Source organism: Blautia intestinihominis (assembly GCF_040096655.1).
Taxonomy (GTDB): Bacteria; Bacillota; Clostridia; order Lachnospirales; family Lachnospiraceae; genus Blautia_A; species Blautia_A intestinihominis.
Window position 1 is genome coordinate 14485 of record NZ_JBBMEI010000007.1, and the last position, 21205, is coordinate 35689.

A 21205-nucleotide genomic window follows, 5' to 3' on the forward strand; every position below is an offset into this window, starting at 1 on the left:
ATGTATGAAAGAAAATCTCATACATTACAGGACTTGCGTATGCAATATCAATTACCATATGGTGTGGTCAGTAAAATATCGACGTAAGATATTAAGTACAGAGATCGAATCTTATCTGCAGGAGCTGGTACAGGAGATTGCAGCAGATAAGGGATTTACGGTTCATTTATTTGAATGTGGAGAGGGGGACCATATCCATTGTTTTGTATCTGCACCACCCAAGTTATCCATAACTGCTATTGTTAAATATCTGAAAGGGATCACAGGAAGAAAATTATTTGAACGTTTTCCGGAAATAAGGAACCAGCTGTGGAAAGGAGAGCTGTGGAATCATTCCTATTATGTGGAAACCATCGGATCTGTATCAGAAGAAAATATCCGTCGTTATATCGAACGTCAGAGCAAAGCCTATTGAAATCCAGGAGGGAAAGAAATGCTGCTGTCGCAGAAGACGTCTGTAAAGATCAGTCAGAAAAAAACCATAAAAGTGATCTGTGGTACAGGCAACTTCCATCCCAGACGGCACAGGAAACTTGCAAACTGCTGGATAAAGCCTGGAAATCTTTTTATGCTTTAAAGAAGTCCGAAGGGGTCAGGGAGCCAAACCCGCCCCGTTTTAAAAAACAAAATATGCGGATCACCTATATGCAGATGGGGATCGTGCACGAAACTGGCACAGACAGGATACGGCTGTCACTGCCAAAGGAACTGAAGATCTATATGGAGAAGGAGTATGGGACACAGAACGAACCAGAAATTCCATGGACTGCCTTACAATAAATTGTATATCATGCTGGAATATAAGCTGAAGATGTATGGGATACGTCTGGAAAAACAGAAAGAATCATACAGCAGCCAGTGCAGTCCGGTGTCACCGGAAGTATCAAAAAAATATGCAGAGCCATCCAACCGAAAAAAACGTGGATTGTATGTGGCGGGGAAAAAAGAAACAGCTGTCCGTAACCGGACTGAAACAGCCCCAAATAATAAAAGTAGCTGCGTAGCAAAAAAGCAAGCAGTAGTAGTGGCATGGACCCACCCTGAAAAATGCGGTATCCCGCTTTGATTCAGATGCTCTGGTAATTTGTTGCCGAGTAGTTCACTATGATAAAGTGTAAATCTTTTATATTTTCAGAACAGATTTGTAATTTGACATAAACAAAAACAGCAGGAGGAAAAATTATGGCAGAAGTAGTTAGAGTAGTTGTAGATGCCATGGGTGGCGACTACGCCCCGGTGGAACCTGTAAAAGCAGCCGTGGAAGCAGTCAAAGAGCGGGATGATATTCAGGTGATCCTGACAGGTGTGGAGGATGTTGTCCAGGCAGAACTTAAGAAATATCAGGATTATCCGAAGGACAGGATCCAGGTGGTCAATGCCACAGAGGTGATCGAAACTGCAGAGCCTCCTGTATTTGCGATCCGCAAGAAGAAGGACTCTTCCATCGTAGTAGGTCTCAAGATGATCAAAGAAAAGAAAGCCGATGCATTCGTTTCTTCCGGAAGTACCGGAGCCGTTCTGGTTGGCGGACAGGTGCTTGTCGGACGAAGCAAAGGTGTAGAGCGTCCGCCTCTTGCCCCGCTGATCCCGACAGCCAAGGGAGTATCCCTCCTGATCGACTGCGGTGCCAACGTAGACGCAAGACCGTCCCATCTGGTACAGTTTGCCAAGATGGGCTCTATCTATATGGAAAATGTAGTAGGTATCAAGAATCCGCGTGTCGCTATCGTAAATAACGGTGCAGAGGAAGAGAAGGGAAATGCACTGGTCAAAGAAACGTTCCCTCTTCTCAAAGAAATCGAAGGAATCAATTTTATCGGAAGCATTGAAGCAAGGGATATCCCGGCAGGCTATGCCGATGTCATCGTCTGCGAAGCTTTTGTCGGAAATGTCATCCTCAAACTGTATGAGGGTGTCAGCTCCGAACTGATCCACAAGATCAAAGAAGGAATGATGAGCACCTTAAAGAGCAAGATCGGTGCTCTCCTCGTGAAACCGGCACTGAAACAGACGCTCAAGAGCTTTGACGCGACAGAGTACGGTGGAGCACCGCTTCTGGGACTCAAAGGACTTGTTGTCAAGACACATGGAAGCGCGAAATCCGTCGAGATCCGCAATGCGATCTTCCAGTGTGTACAGTTTAAACAGCAGAAGATAAATGAAAAAATCGCCGAGCGTATTCTTCCGCCTCATTATGAAGCCCCAGAAACACCGGCAGCAGAAAAAGAAGGACAGAAATAATATGGAAGAATTGGAACAGATCATAGGATATACTTTTCAGAATAAGAAACTTTTGAAACAGGCACTGACACACAGCTCCTATGCCAACGAGAAAAAGCTTGGCAAACTTGGGTGTAATGAACGTCTGGAATTCCTGGGCGATGCGGTACTGGAACTTGTCAGCAGTGATTTCCTGTATGCACGTTTTCCGCAGATCCCGGAGGGAGAACTCACCAAAAAGAGAGCCAGCCTTGTGTGCGAGCCGAGCCTTGCCTACTGTGCGAGACAGTTCGGACTCCCGAAATTCCTTCTCCTTGGACGTGGAGAGAACATGACCGGAGGACGAAACAGAGATTCTATCGTATCCGATGCGACCGAGGCACTCCTTGGCGCGATTTACCTTGACGGCGGATTTGAGCCGGCGAGAGAGTTTGTGCTGAATTTTATCCTGAATGATATCGAGAGCAAGCAGCTTTTCTATGACAGCAAGACGATCTTACAGGAGATCGTTCAGGAGAAAGGACTCCAGCCGGTAGAGTATATTCTCACAGAGGAAAAAGGTCCGGATCATGACAAGCAGTTCAGCGTAGAAGTAAGAGTAAACGGTGAAGTGTACGGATGTGGCACCGGCCACACCAAAAAAGCCGCAGAGCAGGCGGCAGCTTACCAGGCGATCCAGGAGAAAAAGCTGGAAGCTGTAAGCGTCAAATGAAATAAATTGCAGGTGAACTATGTATTTAAAAAATATTGAAGTATATGGCTTCAAATCGTTTGCCCAGAAGATCAATTTTGAATTCCACAACGGGATCACCGGTATCGTCGGACCGAACGGAAGTGGAAAGAGCAATGTCGGCGATGCCGTCCGCTGGGTTCTCGGAGAACAGAGCGCGAAGCAGCTTCGAGGCGGCAATATGCAGGATGTCATTTTTTCCGGTACAGAGTCCAGAAAGCCCTTAAGTTTCGCATCGGTGGCGATCACACTGGATAACAGCGACCACAAGCTTCCAGTGGATTTTAATGAAGTGACTGTCGCGAGACGGCTGTACCGTTCCGGGGAAAGTGAGTATCTGATCAATGGCAGCAGTTGTCGCCTGAAGGATATCCAGGAGATGTTTTATGACACCGGTATCGGTAAGGAAGGCTACTCCATCATCGGACAGGGACAGATCGACAAGATCTTAAGTGGCAAGCCAGAGGACCGCAGGGAGCTTTTTGACGAGGCAGCGGGAATCGTAAAATTCAAACGAAGAAAAAATACCACGATCAAGAAGCTGGAAGAAGAACGCCAGAATCTTGTCCGTGTGACAGATATCTTGAGCGAGCTGACCAAACAGCTCGGTCCATTGGAGAAACAGTCCGAGACAGCAAGGATCTATCTTGCCAAGCGGGAGGAACTTAAGACACTGGATGTCAATCTTTTCCTTCTGGAATACGAGCAGAGCGTTCAGAATCTGGAAGAACTGGAGCAGAAACTTTCGAATGCCCAGAGAGAACTTGACGAAGCCCAGAAAGCCTATGACCGCACCAAAACAGAATATGAACGTCTGGAAGAAGAACTGGAAACGCTGAATGAGCGTCTGGATTCTCTTAAAGAGGAACAGCAGCAGAATGCCCTTGGAAAGCAGCAGTTTGAAGGTCAGATGCAGGTCCTCGAGGAGCAGATCCTTGCGGGCAGACAGAGCAGTGAACATTTCAAATCCCGACTGGCAACGCTCAAGGAAGAACTTGCACATCGCCGGGAAGAGCAGGAAAACTTAAGCGAAGAGAAACTGACGATTCACGAAAAGTTAAAAGAGATCCGAAAGAATCTCAAGGAGGAAGAGAAAGAACTCGAAAATATCGCTTCCAATGTAGAAGAATGCACCAGTGCGGTGGAGGACGGCAAGAATGAGATCATCGAGATCCTCAACAGCCGTGCCACGACCAAGGGAAAAGCGCAGCGATTTGATGCGATGATCGAGCAGCTCGATATCCGTAAGGCAGAAGTAAGCCAGAGGATTCTTCGCTTAAAGAGCGAGGAAGAAGTCCTCGAAAATGATCGCAGCCGTTATCAGCAAGCTTATGACGAGATCACAGCTTCGATCCAGGAAGGCAATGAGGAATGTACCCATTTAAGTGGAGAAGTACAGAAACTTCAGACGAAACTGCAGGAACAGAGCAGGGAGATAGAGGCAGGACAGACCGCCTACCACAGAGAGGCATCCCGTCTGGAATCCCTGCGGAATATCACAGAGCGTTATGACGGCTATGGCAACAGTATCCGGAGGGTCATGGAACAGAAGGCAAAAGAACCGGGTATCCGGGGCGTTGTCGCAGATATCGTCCATGTGCAGAAGGATTACGAAGTTGCGATCGAGACAGCACTTGGCGGAAGCATCCAGAATATCGTAACGGACAATGAACAGACGGCGAAGCGGATGATAGGTTTCCTGAAGCAGAACCGTTATGGCCGTGCGACCTTCCTTCCACTGTCGAATATCAGCGGAAGAGGCGGCTTTACACAAAGAGATGCGCTGAAGGAACCGGGAGTGATCGGAACGGCGAACACACTGGTCCAGGCAGATGCAGAATACAGTGAACTGGTACAGTATCTTCTCGGCAGGGTTCTGGTGGTGGACAATATCGACCATGCGATCGCGATCGGCAAGAAATACCGCCACAGTCTCCGAATGGTCACGATCGAAGGTGAATCCTTAAGCCCGGGCGGTTCCATGACCGGTGGTGCGTTCCGTAATAACAGCAATCTCCTCGGCCGCCGCCGTGAGATAGAGGAGCTGGAAAAAAACGTCGCACTTCGTAAGAAAGAACTGGAAACGACCCAGCGATCGATCCTTAAAAACCGTGAACAGCGAAATAAACTCCGTGACACGATAAACGAACTCCAGCAGAAGCTCCGTGGACAGTACATCGAGCAGAATACCGCGAAGATGAACCTCGAACAGCTTCAGGAAAAGGCACAGGAGATCCAGAAAAATTACCGTCAGATCGACCGCGATCAGGATGAGCTGAGACATCAGGCATCGGAGATCCGTGAGGATCATAAGAATATTGCAAAAGAGCTCGAAGATTCCCAGAAAGACGAGAAAGAGCTGGAAACCTTTATCGAGACGAAGCAGGCCGAGCTGGATGAATGGAAAGCAGAAGAGACTGCCAAACAGAAGAAACTGGAGCAGATTCGTCTGGATTCTTCCGCGCTGGAACAGCAGGAACATTTCCTTCAGGAAAATTTAAGCCGACTGCAGTCAGAGATCGAGGCTTTTGAAAGGGAATCCGAGGACCTGCTTACCAGTCTCGCCCAGAGCGGAGATGAGATCACCCGAAAAGAAGGCGGCATCCAGGACCTCAAAAAAGCGATCGAAGACTGCCGCAAAAAAGACGAACAGCTTCTTGTACAGAGACAAAAATGCGAGGCAGAGAAGGAAGAGAGAACCGAAAGCCACAAGGCATTTTTTGAAAAAAGAGACCGTCTTTCTGAGAAGACCACACTTCTGGACAAAGAATGTTTCCGTCTGCGCAGTCAGGCAGAAAAGGTCGAAGAACAGCGGGAAGGACGGATCTCCTACATGTGGGAAGAGTATGAAATCACTCCAAATAACGCGCTTTCTTACAAAAAAGAAGAGCTCGATGATTTTCAGGAGATCAAAAAAGACGTTGCCCGCATCAAAGAGGAGATCCGCAGGCTCGGTTCCGTCAACGTCAATGCGATCGAAGATTACAAAGAACTTCTCGAACGTCACACTTTCCTGACGACCCAGTATACGGATCTTGTCAAGGCAGAGGAGACACTGGAAAATATCATCCAGGAACTGGATGAGGGAATGCGGAAGCAGTTTGCCGAGAAATTCCAGGATATCCAGAGGGAATTTGACAAGGCATTTAAGGAACTGTTCGGTGGAGGAAAGGGAACGCTGGAACTGGCAGAGGGAGAAGATATCCTCGAAGCCGGTATCCGGATCATCTCACAGCCGCCGGGCAAAAAACTTCAGAATATGATGCAGCTTTCCGGTGGAGAGAAAGCTCTGACCGCGATCGCGCTTCTGTTTGCGATCCAGAACCTGAAACCGTCCCCGTTCTGTCTTCTCGATGAGATCGAGGCGGCACTGGATGACTCCAACGTTGGACGCTTCGCATCTTATCTTCAGAAGTTGACGAAAAATACACAATTTATTATAATAACACATAGACGCGGCACGATGAATGCCGCAGACCGGTTATATGGTATCACCATGCAGGAGAAGGGCATATCCACCCTGGTTTCCGTAGACCTGGTCGAGAACCAGTTAACCAGATAACGAGGAGGTATGAAAATGGCTGAAGAAAAAAAAGGATTTTTTAAACGTCTGGTCAGCGGCCTTACCAAAACAAGAGACAATATCGTTGCCGGATTTGATTCGATTTTCAGTGGTTATTCCAGCATTGATGAGGATTTTTATGAGGAACTCGAAGAAATCCTTATCATGGGAGATATCGGGATCAACGCAACATCAGCAATCATAGAGAAACTGAAAGAACAGGTTTCCGAACAGCATATCAAGAACCCGGCAGAGTGCAAGCAGCTTTTGATCGACGGGATCAAAGATCAGATGCGTGTTGACAGTACAGAATACGCATTCGAAAACCAGAAATCTGTGATCCTTGTGATCGGTGTCAACGGAGTAGGAAAGACAACTTCTGTTGGTAAACTTGCCGGCAAACTCAAAGATCAGGGAAAGAAAGTCATCCTTGCAGCAGCAGATACCTTCCGTGCGGCAGCAGGTGAGCAGCTTGCACAGTGGGCAAACCGTGCAGGTGTCGACCTTATCGGCGGACAGGCAGGAGCAGACCCGGCATCTATCGTATATGATGCGGTGGCAGCAGCCAAGGCAAGAAATGCAGATGTCCTGATCTGTGACACCGCAGGAAGACTTCACAATAAGAAAAACCTTATGGAAGAACTCCGCAAGATCTACAGGATCCTTGAGAGAGAATATCCGGAGGCATATCTGGAAACGCTGGTCGTTCTCGACGGAACAACAGGACAGAATGCCTTGGCACAGGCAAAGCAGTTTGCAGAAGTTGCCAACGTAAACGGAATCATCCTTACCAAACTGGATGGCACAGCAAAAGGTGGTATTGCAGTGGCGATCCAGTCAGAGCTTGATATTCCGGTCAAATACATCGGTGTCGGCGAGCAGATCGATGACCTGCAGAAATTCGATGCAGATGCGTTTGTCAATGCACTGTTTGACGTAGACGAGAAAGATCTTGGTACAGAAGAATAAATAAACTGTTCACAGAAACAGAACGAGGAGGAGCAAAAGATGCTTACATTAGAGAGCTTTGAAGAGGCAGCAGAGATCGTAAAACAGGTAACACAGGAAACAAAGCTGATCAAGAGCGCATATTTTTCAGAACTGACAGGAAACAAGGTTTTCCTGAAACCGGAGAACATGCAGCGTACCGGCGCATACAAAGTGCGTGGCGCATACTACAAGATCAGCACACTTTCCGAAGAAGAGAGAGCGAAGGGACTGATCGCTGCATCCGCAGGAAACCATGCACAGGGTGTTGCTTATGCGGCACATAAATTCGGTGCAAAGGCAGTCATCGTTATGCCGACTACCACACCGCTTATCAAAGTAGAGCGTACCAAGAGCTACGGCGCAGAAGTCATCCTCAAAGGGGATGTTTACGACGAAGCCTGTGCTTACGCGCTGGAACTGGCAGAAAAAGAAGGATACACTTTCATCCATCCATTCGATGATCCGGCTGTTGCAACAGGACAGGGAACCATCGCCATGGAGATCGTTCAGGAGCTGCCGCTGGTAGATTATATCCTGGTTCCAATTGGAGGAGGCGGACTGGCAACAGGTGTTTCCACTCTTGCCAAGCTTCTGAACCCGCACATCAAAGTCATCGGTGTAGAGCCATCCGGAGCTGCCTGCATGAAAGCTTCCATTGAGAAAGGCGAAGTTGTCACTCTTCCTCATGTAAATACCATTGCAGATGGTACTGCAGTACAGACACCGGGCGAGCACATCTTCTCGTACATCCAGGAGAATCTGGATGACATCATCACGATCGACGATGATGAGCTGATCGTTGCTTTCCTTGATATGGTAGAAAACCACAAGATGATCGTTGAGAACTCTGGACTTCTGACAGTTGCAGCACTCCGTCATCTGAACTTCACTGGCAAGAAAGTCGTATCCATCTTAAGTGGTGGAAATATGGACGTGATCACCATGTCTTCTGTTGTTCAGCATGGTCTGATCCAGAGAGACAGAATCTTTACTGTTTCTGTCCTGATCCCGGACAAGCCGGGTGAACTGGTACGTGTTGCATCCATCATTGCAGAAAACCAGGGCAACGTCATCAAACTGGATCACAACCAGTTTATTAGCACCAACCGTAACGAGGCAGTGGAACTTAAGGTAACACTGGAAGCATACGGAACAGAGCACAAGAATAAGATCGTTCAGGCTCTGGAAAAAGCAGGATGCAGACCGAAAGTGATTCGCGCAAGTCTGTAAAGTATAAGAAATTCTGATAAAAGAAAAGCAGGGGATTCAGACCGGGGAGGTCCGGATCCCCTTTTGGCCAAATAGAATAACCACTTAAAAAGGGGGTAATTTTTTATGACATATGTATCAGAAGATTATATAAAAGCATATAAAATGGGCAAAAAAGATTATCAGGCAAGGATGATGCGAGGCGAAGTCCCGACGCTTAAAGTCCTTGATGATATCCTCCCGTCCAGAGGTTCTTATTCTGAAGTTCCGCTGGGACTTGTCCAGATCCCGATCGATCAGATCGTAGGAACAAAGAGCGGCGGCAGAAGCAGTGCGTTTTCCGGAAATTTCATGCCGATCCTCAGGGAAAACACGGAGTTTGCCTACAAATGGAGTGTACTGATCGACAGTCACCTCAAAGAAGGAATCCATGACCCGGTCAAAGCTTATGAGTACATGAATAAGTTCTATATCGAAGAGGGAAACAAGCGTGTCAGCGTCCTGAAATACTGTGATGCTGTCTCTGTTCCTGGAAACGTGACAAGGATCCTTCCTGCAAGGACTGACCAGAAGGAAAACAAGATCTACTATGAATTTGTGGATTTTTATGCGCTTTCTCAGATCAATTATATTTATTTTTCCAAACTGGGAAGTTTTGCGAAGCTGCAGGAAGCAGTAGGAAAAGGCCCGAAAGAACTCTGGACGGACGATGACAAGCTGAATTTCAGTTCTGTATATTCCAGGTTTGCAGCAGAATATGAGGCTGCCGGCGGTAAGAAGCTTTCGATCACGACGGGGGATGCATTCCTGGCATTTCTAACAGTTTATGGTTATGAAGCGCTCTGCCAGAAGACAGTAAGCGAACTCAAGACCCTGGTCGCAAAGAGCTGGGAAGAGTTTGAACTTCTCGAACATGACAATGTCATTGACCTGAAACTTGACCCGAACAAGGAGAAAAAGCCTCTGCTCAACCGCCTGCTTCCACTCAGTGCACCGAAACTTAAGATCGCTTTTCTCTATGCAAAGACACCGGGAACTTCCGCATGGACTTATGCACATGAACTGGGAAGGCTTCATCTGGAGCAGACTTTCCCAGAGGAAGTTACGACCATGTGCTATGAGAATCTGACACTGGAACTTGCAGAAAAAGCGATCTCCGATGCGATCCAGAAGGGCTGCAATATCATTTTCACAACGACACCGGAGTTTGTACAGGCAAGTGTGCAGGCCGCGATCGCCAATCCGAATGTAAGGATCCTGAACTGTTCGCTGAACACTTCCCACCGTTACATCCGTACCTATTATGCGCGTATGCATGAAGCGAAATTCCTGATGGGAGCGATCGCCGGTGCGATGGCGGAGAATGGCCAGCTTGCGTACATTGCAGATTATCCGATCTTTGGAACGATCGCAAATATCAATGCCTTTGCCCTGGGCGCCAAGATGGTGAACCCGAGAGCAAAGATCTATCTGGAATGGTCCACGCTTAAGGATGTTGACCTGGGACGTACAATGGAAAATGTGCAGAAAAAGGGTGTGACTGTTGTTTCCGGTAAAGATATGGTGATCCCGGAAGAGACTTCCAGATATTTTGGACTTTATCATCTGGAAAACGGCGAGCCGCACAATATCGCCATGCCTCTGTGGCACTGGGGTAAATTTTATGAGCAGCTGATCCGCACGATCATGGATGGAACCTGGAAATATGACGATAATTATGAAACAAAAGCGATCAACTACTGGTGGGGACTTTCTGCTGGCGTTGTAGATGTCATCCACTCCCAGAATCTGCCGATCGGAACGAGACGTCTGATCCAGCTTCTCAAAGACAATATCACAAGGGGAGAATTCAATCCGTTCTCGGGAGTTCTGTACTCTCAGGATGGAATGGTACAGTCAGATCCGAACAAGGCTCTTTCTCCGGAAGAGATCATCACCATGGACTGGCTGGCAGAAAACGTTGTCGGCTCGATCCCGACACGCAAAGAATTAACAGATCAGGCCAAACCGGTTACACAGCAGTCTGGTCTTGAGAATTAGAGGGGAAACGCAAATAAATGAAAATACTTGCCATAGCAGATGAAGAATCCAAGTATCTGTGGGACTATTTCGAAAAAAGCAAACTGGAAGGAATCGATCTTATCATTTCCTGCGGAGATCTGGACCCGAGATACCTTTCCTTCCTTGCCACATTTACATCGGCACCGGTGCTCTATGTTCACGGAAACCATGATGACAAATACGAAAAGATCCCACCGGAAGGCTGCATCTGCATTGACGACAAACTTTTTGTCTATGAAGGAATAAGGATTCTGGGGCTTGGCGGCTCCATGAGATACAAACCAGGTGTCCATCAGTACACGGAATGGGAAATGCAAAAAAGGGTGCTGAAACTCTACCCGAAGATTTGGTTTCGGGGAGGTTTCGATATCCTCGTGACCCATTCCCCTGCCTACCAGCTAAACGACGGCAGAGACCTCCCGCACCAGGGCTTCAAGATCTTCCGCCGCCTCATGGGAAAATACCACCCCAAATACTTCCTCCACGGACACGTCCACATGTCATACGGAAGAAAACACAAACGCTACGACAAATACGAAGAAACCAACGTGATCAACGCCTTCGACCGCTGCGTCTTCGAATTCGAAGCCGAAGAACCCGGGAAGGAGCTGGAATAAAGATTATTTGTCAAGAAAAAACACTTGATATAGATTCCTGAGAAAGACAGGAAATACAAGGCTTTGCGGGAGATGGAATTTGATTCTGTGACAAATTTGTGACAAATGGAGAAAAATTCATAGAAATACCGAGATCAGGCATATTGATTTCCAGAAATACATATGCTATAATTGCCATAGGCAAAAAAAGAAGTAATAATGTTCAATGCAAAGCGAAAGCCCTCAGTACTGGGAATACTGGGGGCTTTCTTTTTGTGCTTTTACGGTGCGCTAACCGAGGCTAGTTGCTGTTGTTATCGCTTGTCTAACCATTTGTCGATGAGGTGGCAAACCACACCAGCCGCAACAGCGATTAAAAAAGAAGTAATTGGATCCAATACAAAGCACCTCCCCTCTGTTGCCAGATTTGGGAGCAGCAACGTATATAGTATAGCATAAATAAGAACAAATTGCTCTTTAGCGCGTGAGCTAAAATCATAACAGCAAGAAAAATACTATGAGAAGGCTGGTGAAATTATGTTAGCAGTAACTTATTCTATAATCAGAAATAAGTTAAAGGATTATTGCAATCAGGCAACAGACAATCACGAGACAGTCATTGTTACTCGTAAAGGTGAAAAGAACGTTGTAATCATGAGTCTTGAAAAATATAATCAGCTCGAAAAGGCTGCCCGCAATGCAGAATATCTTGCCATGATAGATCGAGGAATTACTCAGTTGTTAGCAGGAAAAGGCCAGGAGCATGAACTAATTGAGGCGGATGAATGAGTTCTGATTAATGTTCAATGCAAAGCAAAATCCCTCGGAGTGGCAGATCTGAGAGACTTTTTTGGGGGAGGATTTTGAGAAAGAATGGGATAAAGGTTATCTGGTTGTAATGGCGAAGTACAAAAATCTGAATGAGGTAGAGTAGTATATTGATCTTGTTCCGATTCTTCAAAATTTATATTATGATGTAGATGAATTCCTTACACCGGTAAAGGAGGTTCAGATTGACTATGCAGCTTGATATTAAAAAGATAGCAGATGCAGCAGATATGATCATTAATGGGTATGCGTATACTCAAGAGGGAAAATATATTCGTATGCTTAATCTGAATAAACCAAACCATGCAGCGGTTATATATGATAATAAGATAGTGGAAACTAATATGGATGATATCGAAAATCAGATAGTACTGGATTATTATTTGAACAATAAGCAGTTTATGGAGGATTAGCCATGCCCAAATATTATGAATTTAAAGTATGTGGCTATTGTAAGAAAAATCAGAGCTTTTATTAAAGAACACTATAAAGAAATGTACCTGAAATGGATTGAGATTGCTGATACCGGTTTTTATGGTGAAAAATAGTAAACATTAAGCAATTATAAAAAGATATGTGAATTTTGTGGTAAAGATGAAATAAGAAAAATTAACTTTGTCAAGAAAAAACACTTGACACCCGCACCAAAATAAGTTATGATACCCAAGGTGGTTACAAATGGAAAAAATTGTGGAACAGACATTGTTATATGATTTTTATGGAGAATTGCTTACAGAGCGGCAGCAGCAGGTATATGAGAGCGTTGTTCTGGAGGATTATTCTCTGAGTGAGGTGGCAGAGGAACTAGGGATCAGCCGCCAGGGTGTTCATGATATGATCAAGCGCTGCAATCATACACTGGAAGAATACGAGGGCAAGCTTCATCTGGTAGAGAAGTTCCTGAGTATCAGAGAGCAGGTCCGTCGGATCAAACAGATCGCAGCCACTTATCAGGCCCAGGAGATCACAGAGATCTCCAATGAAATTTTAGAGGAGTTATAACGCATGGCATTTGAAAGCTTGACGGAAAAATTGCAAAATGTATTCAAAAAGCTGAGAAGTAAAGGCCGACTTACAGAGGAAGATGTTAAGATTGCTCTGAAAGAAGTCAAGATGGCTCTTCTTGAGGCGGATGTAAACTTTAAGGTCGTGAAGCAGTTCACGAAATCTGTACAGGAACGTGCAGTCGGACAGGATGTAATGAACGGACTGAATCCTGGACAGATGGTGATCAAGATCGTTAATGACGAACTTGTAAGCCTGATGGGAAGCGAGACAACAGAGCTTCCACTGAAACAGGGAAATGAGATTACCGTACTGATGATGGCAGGTCTTCAGGGGGCAGGTAAGACAACCACAGTTGCCAAACTTGCAGGCAAGCTCAAATCCAAGGGAAAACGACCGCTCCTAGTCGCATGTGACGTCTATCGTCCGGCAGCGATCACACAGCTTCAGGTCAATGGCGAGAAGCAGGGCGTAGAAGTTTTTTCCATGGGAGACAAGCAGAACCCGGTTGACATTGCAAAGGCAGCAATCGAGCATGCCAAAGCCAATCAGCAGAATGTAGTTCTTCTCGATACCGCAGGCCGTCTTCATGTTGATGAAAACATGATGCAGGAACTTGCAGATATCAAGGCGAACATACAGGTAGATGCAACACTTCTCATTGTAGATGCAATGACAGGTCAGGATGCGGTAAACGTAGCCAAGACTTTTGTTGATAAGGTCGGGATCGATGGTGTGATCCTTACCAAGATGGATGGCGACACCCGAGGCGGTGCGGCACTTTCCATCAAAGCAGTAACCGGAAAGCCGATCCTCTATGTAGGTATGGGTGAGAAGCTTTCAGATCTGGAGCAGTTCTATCCGGAACGTATGGCTTCCAGAATCCTGGGAATGGGAGATGTGATGAGCCTCATCGAGAAAGCAGAGGCGGCACTCGACCAGGATCAGGCAGCAGAAATGCAGAAGAAGCTCAAAAAGATGGACTTCGACTTCAACGACTATCTGACCAGTATGGAGCAGATGAACAAGATGGGCGGTATCGGCAGCATCCTCAACATGCTCCCGGGAATCGGCAACAAGGCCAAGGATCTCGAGGACATGATCGATGAGAAAGCACTTGACCGTACCAAAGCGATCATCCTTTCCATGACACCGGCAGAGCGGACCAATCCGGGAATCCTCAATGTATCCCGCAAGAACCGCATCGCCAGAGGCGCAGGAGTTGACATCGCAGAAGTCAATCGTCTGGTCAAACAGTTTGAGCAGAGTAAGAAACTCATGAAACAGATGCCTGGAATGATGGGCGGTAAAATGGGTAAAAGAGGCGGCTTCAAGCTTCCTTTTTAAATAAATCAACCAATAAAAATACAAAGATATCATAATGGAGGAAACAAAAAATGGCAGTTAAAATCAGATTAAGAAGAATGGGACAGAAAAAAGCACCTTTTTATAGAATCGTAGTTGCAGATTCCCGCAGTAAACGTGACGGAAAATGCATCGCTGAGATTGGAACATACGACCCGAACATCGAGCCAAGCGCATACAAAGTAAACGAAGAAGAAGCTAAAAAATGGCTTGCTGCTGGTGCTCAGCCAACAGACGTTGTTGCAAGAATCTTCAAAGAGGCCGGAATCGAGAAATAAGAAATACTTTACGGAAGGTATTTCTAAAGTCCTGTCATAGACAGTACAGGGAGGTATGTAATGAAAGAATTAGTTGAAGTAATTGCAAAATCTCTTGTCGAGCATCCGGATGAGGTGGTAGTCACCGAAAACGAAAAAGAAGATGCAGTTATCATTGAACTGAAAGTAGGCCCTTCCGACATGGGAAAGGTCATCGGAAGACAGGGACGTATTGCCAAGGCAATCCGTACAGTAGTTAAGGCGGCTTCTTCAAAGAGCAGCAAAAAAGTAATTGTAGACATTCTGCAATAAAGAAAGAATCGGAGCTGTGGAAACATAGCTCCTTTTTACATCTTAAAGGGAGTTTTTTATGGAAGATTTATTAAAGGTCGGAGTGATCACTACCACACATGGAGTGAGAGGCGAAGTAAAGGTATATCCTACCACAGACGATGCAGAGCGTTTTCTGGATCTGGATTATGTGATGCTGGATACAGGAAAAGAATACCGCAGACTGGATATCAAGAACGTAAGATTTTTCAAAAACCTTGCGATCCTCAAATTTGACGGCATCGACAATATCAATGATATCGAGAAATACAAAGGATGCAGTCTCTGGATCCCGAGAGAAGAAGGCCAGGAGCTCGGAGAGGATGAGTACTATATTGCAGATCTTCTGGGAATGAATGTGGTATTAGAAGACGGAACAGAATTCGGGACACTCAAAGATGTCATGGAGACAGGAGCAAATGATGTCTATATCATCAACTCCAAAGAACACGGCGAAGTGCTCCTTCCGGCGATCAAAGAGTGCATTTTGAATGTAGATCTGGAAAGCAATACAATGACCATACATTTGATGAAGGGACTTATATAAATGAATTTTCATGTTTTGACACTTTTTCCGGAAATGATCCAGCAGGGAATGAACACCAGCATCATCGGACGCGCGATCACAGGAGGCTATCTTTCTGTGGAAGCCATCAACATCCGCGATTATGCGTTCAACAAACACCAGAAAGTCGATGATTATCCTTACGGCGGCGGCGCAGGTATGCTGATGCAGGCAGAGCCTGTCTACCTCGCTTACCAGTCCATCGAGGAAAAAATCGGCTACAGACCGCGCGTGGTCTACCTGACTCCACAGGGCAGCGTCTTTAACCAGACTATGGCGAAAGACTTTGCCAAAGAAAAGGATCTGGTTTTCCTGTGCGGACATTACGAAGGGATCGATGAGCGTGTACTTGAAGAAGTAGTCACAGATTTGGTTTCCATCGGCGATTACGTGCTCACAGGCGGCGAGCTTCCGGCAATGGTCATGATGGATTCCATTTCCAGAATGGTCCCGGGAGTCTTAAGCAACCAGGAATCCGGCGAGACGGAATCTTTTGCCGGAAATCTTCTTGAATATCCACAGTACAGCCGTCCAGAAGAATGGCACGGCAAAAAAGTCCCTCCTGTCCTTTTATCGGGACACCATGCCAATATCGAAGCATGGCGGAGAGAGCAGTCCATCCTGCGCACGGCGAAAAACCGACCGGATCTTCTCAAGAAGGCAGACCTCACCAACAAAGAATGGAACCAGGTCCGCCAGTGGAGAAAACAATGGAAAGAAGAAAAAGAACAGAACGATAAGGAGTAATTATGAAAACATCAGATTTTTATTATGATCTTCCGAAGGAACTGATCGCACAGGATCCGCTGGAAGACCGCAGTTCTTCCAGGCTTCTTCATCTTTCTATGAAAGACGGATCCATGGAACACAGACATTTTACAGACATTCTGGACTATCTGAATGAGGGAGACTGTCTGGTCATCAACGATACGAGAGTTATCCCGGCGCGTCTGTACGGACACAAGGAAGAGACAGGAGCCCTGATCGAGATCCTGCTTCTGAAACGCCGCGAGAATGACATCTGGGAATGTCTCGTAAAACCAGGCAAGAAAGCAAGACCGGGCGCAAAGATCACTTTTGGAGACGGAATCTTAAAGGGTGAGATCATCGACATCGTTGATGAAGGAAACCGCCTGATCCAGTTCCACTATGACGGAATCTTTGAGGAGATCCTGGATCAGCTTGGCGAGATGCCTCTGCCTCCGTACATCACACATAAATTAAAAGACAAGAACCGTTATCAGACCGTATATGCCAAGAACGACGGCTCCGCAGCAGCACCGACAGCCGGACTTCACTTCACGAAAGAACTTCTGGAGCAGGTGAAGGCAAAGGGCGTCAAGATCGCACATGTGACACTTCACGTAGGACTTGGAACCTTCCGTCCGGTCAAAGTAGATGATGTAGAACAGCATCATATGCATTCAGAGTTCTATATGGTAGAAGAAGATCAGGCAAAACTCATCAACGATACCAAGAAAGCAGGCGGACGTGTGATCTCCGTAGGAACCACAAGCTGCCGTACCCTGGAATCAGCAACCGGTGAGGACGGGATCCTTCTCGCAGGAAGCGGCTGGACAGAGATCTTTATCTATCCGGGCTACAGATTCAAGATGATCGACGGACTAATCACCAACTTCCACCTGCCGGAATCCACCCTGATGATGCTGGTTTCCGCTCTTGCAGGCAAGGAAAACATTATGGCAGCTTATGAGGAAGCAGTACGCCAGAAGTATCGCTTTTTCTCCTTCGGCGACGCCATGCTCATCCTGTAAATCTTGACAAATTAGGGACAAGCTATTTCTCACAAAGAGGACTACCCTTTTTTCTCCATATTTGCTATAATAGGCATATTGGAGGAAAGAGGGTTTTATTTTTTTATCTTCTAACACCGTGGCAGAATAAAATACCAAAAGGAGAAGGATATATATGGATACACCAACAATCGCACAATATTATAGAGAAACAGACCCGGCTAAACGTAAGGAACTTCTGGAGCAGGCAATTGCCGAGGAAGGCGCTACAGAGGAGAATCAGGCCCGCAGGGAGATCTGGGATGCCCGCTACAGCATGAAATCTGATCTTGGAGGTCAGGCAGATGGTTATCTGAAGTTCTGGATGACGATCGAATTCAACCGTACTTCCGGAAACAGATGGTTTACTTCCAAAGGTGCGCGTAAGGGACTTCAGAAGGAACTGGATCAGGTGCACTTTCATGAACTTGCAGCGAAAAGTGAACTGCACAGAGAACTCATTTATCGGGAGTGCGAACACCTTGTGAAGTTGTACATGGATCTCTGCCAGACAGACAAGAGTTATAATACAATACTCTGCGGACTTGTGACAATGAAGCGGGATGATGTCAAATCAAAACTCCAGAGAGATATTTATGAGACTGCTGTCAAAGTACCGAGAGAACTTGATATGGAACAAGAACTGGCACTGCTCACCAGAGCTGCCCGCAAAGTCTACGAGGATTATTTCCCGGGCGAGGGCGGACTGCCGGAATAAATTCCGCAAAATAACAAATACTACATATAAAAAACGGAGGCATCAATGAATTTAAACGAAGTGACTGCATACGAAGTCATCCAGAAAAAAAAATTAACTGATATCCGTTCTACAGGCTACCTGCTCCGGCACATCAAGACCGGAGCGAGGGTAATGCTCATTGAGAACGATGACGAAAACAAAGTGTTCAATATCGCTTTTCGAACCCCGCCGAAGAACAGCACAGGCGTTGCCCACATTCTGGAGCACAGCGTGCTTTGCGGATCCAGAGAATTTCCACTGAAGGATCCTTTTGTGGAACTGGTCAAAGGCTCTTTGAACACTTTTTTGAATGCCATGACTTATCCGGACAAAACCTGCTACCCGGTGGCAAGCTGCAACGATCAGGATTTCCAGAACCTGATGCATGTTTACCTGGACGCAGTTTTTTACCCGAATATTTACAAGAAAGAAGAGATCTTTCGCCAGGAAGGATGGAGCTACCATCTGGAACAGCCGGAAGGACCACTGACATACAACGGGGTTGTTTACAACGAAATGAAGGGAGCTTTTTCCTCTCCGGACGATGTCCTGGAGCGTGACATCATGAACTCTTTGTTCCCGGATATCACCTATGGCTGTGAATCCGGCGGAGATCCTGACAATATCCCGGATTTAAGCTACGAGGAGTTTCTTGATTTCCATAGAACGTATTATCACCCATCCAACAGCTATATTTATCTGTACGGAAATATGGACATGGTGGAGAAACTTGACTTTATCGACAAACATTATCTTTCCGCTTATGACAGCCTAAACGTAGATTCCGAGATCAGAGAGCAGAAGCCTTTTGCCGCAATGCAGGATCTGACCATGGAATATCCAGTTGCAGAGAGCGAGGGTGAGGAGGACAATGCATACCTTTCTTACAACGTTGTAGTGGGAACTGCTATGGACAGCCTCACCAGCATTGCATTTGAAGTCCTGGATTATGCACTCTTAAGCGCGCCGGGCGCACCGCTCAAGCAGGCACTTCTTGATGTCGGCATCGGTAAGGATATCTACGGTGCTTATGAGGATGGTATCCGTCAGCCATATTTTGACATTATCGCAAAGGGCGCAAATGCGGACAAAAAAGACGAATTTGTTTCCGTTATCCGCAAAGTCCTTCAGGATGTCATCACATCCGGAATTGACAAGAAAGCTCTGGAAGCCGGAATCAACTGCATGGAATTCCGCTACAGAGAGGCAGATTTCTCTTCCTATCCGAAGGGGCTGATCTATGGACTCGATATCCTTGGCAACTGGCTCTATGACGATGAACATCCATTTGCACAGGTAGAACTGATCCCGGTATTTGAGAAGCTGAAATCCCTCAAGAACACAGGATACTTCGAAGAACTGATCCGGAAATATCTCCTCGATAATCCACACGGATCTGTACTGACCCTTGTACCATCCAGAGGTCTTGCTGCAAGAAAGGCAAAAGCCCTGGAGGACAAACTTGCTGACTACCTGAATGGAATTTCCGAGGAAGAAAAACAGCAGATGGTACAGCGCACGAAGGATCTTGAGGCATACCAGGAAGCTGAGGAAGATCCGGAAGCAGCCAAATGCATTCCGATGCTTAAGCGCGAGGATATTCGCAAGGAAGCAGATAAATTCTACAATGAAGAACTGGATGTGGACGGAAGTCTTTTCCTGTATCACGACGTTCCGACCAATGGAATCGGCTATCTGGATTTGATGTTTGACCTTAAGAGCCTTTCACCGGACAAAGTACTATATCTCGGACTCCTGAAATCCGTACTCGGTTATGTGAATACCGCACATTACACCTATGGAGAACTTTCAAATGAGATCAATGCCGAGACAGGCGGGATCGTGTGCGGCGTGGAAGTGTTTGACCGCGCAGACTCTGTCGATGAATACCGTGCATTCTTCGGAGTGAAGGGCAAGGTAATGTACCCTAAGACAGATGTTATGTTCCGCATGATCCGTGAGATCCTCAATACCTCTGATGTGACAGACACCCGCAGACTTCATGAGATCATCTCAAGAGTCAAATCAAGAGCACAGTCAAGTCTGGTGAGTGCAGGACATTCCACAGCTGTACTCCGTGCTGCATCCTATGGTTCACCGATGGCTGCGTTCCAGGATGCGATGGCAGGAATCGCTTACTACCAGTTCATCGAAAAACTGGATAAGGAATTTGAAGAGCGCAAGGATGAGATCATTGAGAACCTTAAATCCCTGATGACTGAGATCCTCCGCCCGGAAAACTTAAGCGTCAGCTACACCGGCGAGAGAGAATCTCTGGAAACGATGCAGAAACAAGTCAGAGAATTAAAGAAAACTCTTCATCAGGAAGCAGTCGAAACTTCTCCGGCACCGATGATCTGCGAGAAAAAGAACGAAGGCTTCATGACCTCCGGACAGGTACAGTACGCGGCACAGGCAGGAAACTTCCGCAAGAAAGGTTTTGCATACACAGGTGCACTCAATATCCTCAAAGTCGCTTTAAGCTACGATTATCTCTGGATCAACATCCGTGTCAAAGGCGGCGCTTATGGCTGCATGAGCGGATTCAAATACAGTGGCGAGAGCTTCTTCGTATCTTACCGTGATCCGCATCTGAAACGCACTTACGATGTTTTTGCAGGAATCCCGGATTATGTACGTGGATTTAAGGCTGACGAGCGTGAGATGACCAAATACATCATCGGAACGATCAGCGGCAAAGACGTACCGAAGACTCCGCAGATGAAAGGCAATGCATCCAAGGGAGCATACTTCTGCGGCGTGACAGAAGAGATGATGCAGAAAGAACGTGACGAGATCCTGAATGCACAGGCAGAAGACATCCAGGCACTTGCTCCGCTGATCGAGGCGATCCTGTCCGATGAAGAGATCTGTGTTGTAGGAAGTGAACCAAAAGTACAGAAAGAAGAGACACTCTTTGGAAGCATCAGCCCGCTGATCAACGGCTGATCCAGG

General features: G+C 46.5%; 21 protein-coding genes and 1 pseudogene. All 22 read left to right on the plus strand.

What is annotated here, in order from left to right:
* Positions 1-4 precede the first annotated feature (4 nt).
* The 22 genes and pseudogenes from tnpA to WMO75_RS03730 all read left to right on the plus strand — a co-directional run bounded on the left by tnpA (position 5) and on the right by WMO75_RS03730 (position 21199).
* Positions 5-415 (plus strand): IS200/IS605 family transposase, encoded by a 411-nt coding sequence (tnpA, locus tag WMO75_RS03630; protein WP_022215439.1) that lies wholly within the window; start codon positions 5-7, stop codon positions 413-415.
* 18 nt (positions 416-433) lie between these two features.
* Complete coding sequence (locus WMO75_RS03635) at positions 434-577, plus strand: hypothetical protein (protein WP_243111586.1); 144 nt, start codon at positions 434-436, stop codon at positions 575-577.
* A 156-nt stretch (positions 578-733) separates the two neighbouring features.
* Positions 734-1066 (plus strand): zinc ribbon domain-containing protein, encoded by a 333-nt coding sequence (locus tag WMO75_RS03640; protein ID WP_227222596.1) that lies wholly within the window; start codon positions 734-736, stop codon positions 1064-1066.
* A 116-nt stretch (positions 1067-1182) separates the two neighbouring features.
* Complete coding sequence (gene plsX / locus WMO75_RS03645; RefSeq protein WP_022215436.1) at positions 1183-2241, plus strand: phosphate acyltransferase PlsX; 1059 nt, start codon at positions 1183-1185, stop codon at positions 2239-2241.
* A gap of 1 nt (position 2242) precedes the next feature.
* Positions 2243-2932: a ribonuclease III gene (gene rnc, locus WMO75_RS03650; RefSeq protein ID WP_227222598.1), complete on the plus strand. Its 690-nt coding sequence runs from the start codon at positions 2243-2245 to the stop codon at positions 2930-2932.
* A gap of 19 nt (positions 2933-2951) precedes the next feature.
* Positions 2952-6512 carry a chromosome segregation protein SMC gene (gene smc / locus WMO75_RS03655; protein WP_227222599.1) on the plus strand — a complete coding sequence of 1187 codons (3561 nt, stop codon included), beginning with the start codon at positions 2952-2954 and terminating at the stop codon, positions 6510-6512.
* A 15-nt stretch (positions 6513-6527) separates the two neighbouring features.
* Entirely contained in the window at positions 6528-7481 is a 954-nt protein-coding gene (gene ftsY, locus WMO75_RS03660) for a signal recognition particle-docking protein FtsY (protein WP_227222600.1), read from the plus strand.
* A gap of 39 nt (positions 7482-7520) precedes the next feature.
* On the plus strand, positions 7521-8732 hold the full coding sequence (gene ilvA / locus WMO75_RS03665; RefSeq protein WP_118252402.1) for a threonine ammonia-lyase: 1212 nt from the start codon (positions 7521-7523) through the stop codon (positions 8730-8732).
* 105 nt (positions 8733-8837) lie between these two features.
* A complete protein-coding gene (locus WMO75_RS03670) occupies positions 8838-10751 on the plus strand; it encodes a BMP family ABC transporter substrate-binding protein (protein ID WP_349077649.1) in 1914 nt (637 codons plus the stop codon).
* 17 nt (positions 10752-10768) lie between these two features.
* A complete protein-coding gene (locus WMO75_RS03675; RefSeq protein ID WP_118252404.1) occupies positions 10769-11389 on the plus strand; it encodes a metallophosphoesterase family protein in 621 nt (206 codons plus the stop codon).
* Between the two features lie 516 nt (positions 11390-11905).
* A complete protein-coding gene (locus WMO75_RS03680; protein ID WP_022215429.1) occupies positions 11906-12157 on the plus strand; it encodes a type II toxin-antitoxin system Phd/YefM family antitoxin in 252 nt (83 codons plus the stop codon).
* A gap of 109 nt (positions 12158-12266) precedes the next feature.
* Positions 12267-12398: pseudogene (locus WMO75_RS20080) on the plus strand (DUF7724 family protein).
* On the plus strand, positions 12388-12609 hold the full coding sequence (locus WMO75_RS03685; protein ID WP_118252406.1) for a DUF7723 family protein: 222 nt from the start codon (positions 12388-12390) through the stop codon (positions 12607-12609). The pseudogene WMO75_RS20080 and the gene WMO75_RS03685 overlap by 11 nt, the downstream one beginning before the upstream one ends.
* 265 nt (positions 12610-12874) lie before the next feature.
* Positions 12875-13198: a YlxM family DNA-binding protein gene (ylxM, locus tag WMO75_RS03690; protein WP_022215428.1), complete on the plus strand. Its 324-nt coding sequence runs from the start codon at positions 12875-12877 to the stop codon at positions 13196-13198.
* Positions 13199-13201: 3 nt separating this feature from the next.
* Positions 13202-14548 (plus strand): signal recognition particle protein, encoded by a 1347-nt coding sequence (ffh, locus tag WMO75_RS03695; RefSeq protein WP_022215427.1) that lies wholly within the window; start codon positions 13202-13204, stop codon positions 14546-14548.
* 50 nt (positions 14549-14598) lie between these two features.
* Positions 14599-14844, plus strand: a complete 246-nt coding sequence (gene rpsP, locus WMO75_RS03700) for a 30S ribosomal protein S16 (protein WP_005424344.1) — start codon at positions 14599-14601, stop codon at positions 14842-14844.
* A 60-nt stretch (positions 14845-14904) separates the two neighbouring features.
* A complete protein-coding gene (locus WMO75_RS03705) occupies positions 14905-15135 on the plus strand; it encodes a KH domain-containing protein (protein WP_005424345.1) in 231 nt (76 codons plus the stop codon).
* A gap of 58 nt (positions 15136-15193) precedes the next feature.
* Positions 15194-15700: a ribosome maturation factor RimM gene (rimM, locus tag WMO75_RS03710; RefSeq protein WP_022215426.1), complete on the plus strand. Its 507-nt coding sequence runs from the start codon at positions 15194-15196 to the stop codon at positions 15698-15700.
* Positions 15701-16465 (plus strand): tRNA (guanosine(37)-N1)-methyltransferase TrmD, encoded by a 765-nt coding sequence (gene trmD / locus WMO75_RS03715; RefSeq protein ID WP_022215425.1) that lies wholly within the window; start codon positions 15701-15703, stop codon positions 16463-16465.
* A gap of 2 nt (positions 16466-16467) precedes the next feature.
* A complete protein-coding gene (gene queA, locus WMO75_RS03720) occupies positions 16468-17493 on the plus strand; it encodes a tRNA preQ1(34) S-adenosylmethionine ribosyltransferase-isomerase QueA (RefSeq protein ID WP_022215424.1) in 1026 nt (341 codons plus the stop codon).
* Between the two features lie 154 nt (positions 17494-17647).
* Positions 17648-18229 (plus strand): DUF6553 family protein, encoded by a 582-nt coding sequence (locus WMO75_RS03725; RefSeq protein ID WP_118698776.1) that lies wholly within the window; start codon positions 17648-17650, stop codon positions 18227-18229.
* A 45-nt stretch (positions 18230-18274) separates the two neighbouring features.
* On the plus strand, positions 18275-21199 hold the full coding sequence (locus tag WMO75_RS03730) for an insulinase family protein (RefSeq protein ID WP_022215422.1): 2925 nt from the start codon (positions 18275-18277) through the stop codon (positions 21197-21199).
* Positions 21200-21205: the final 6 nt, after the last annotated feature.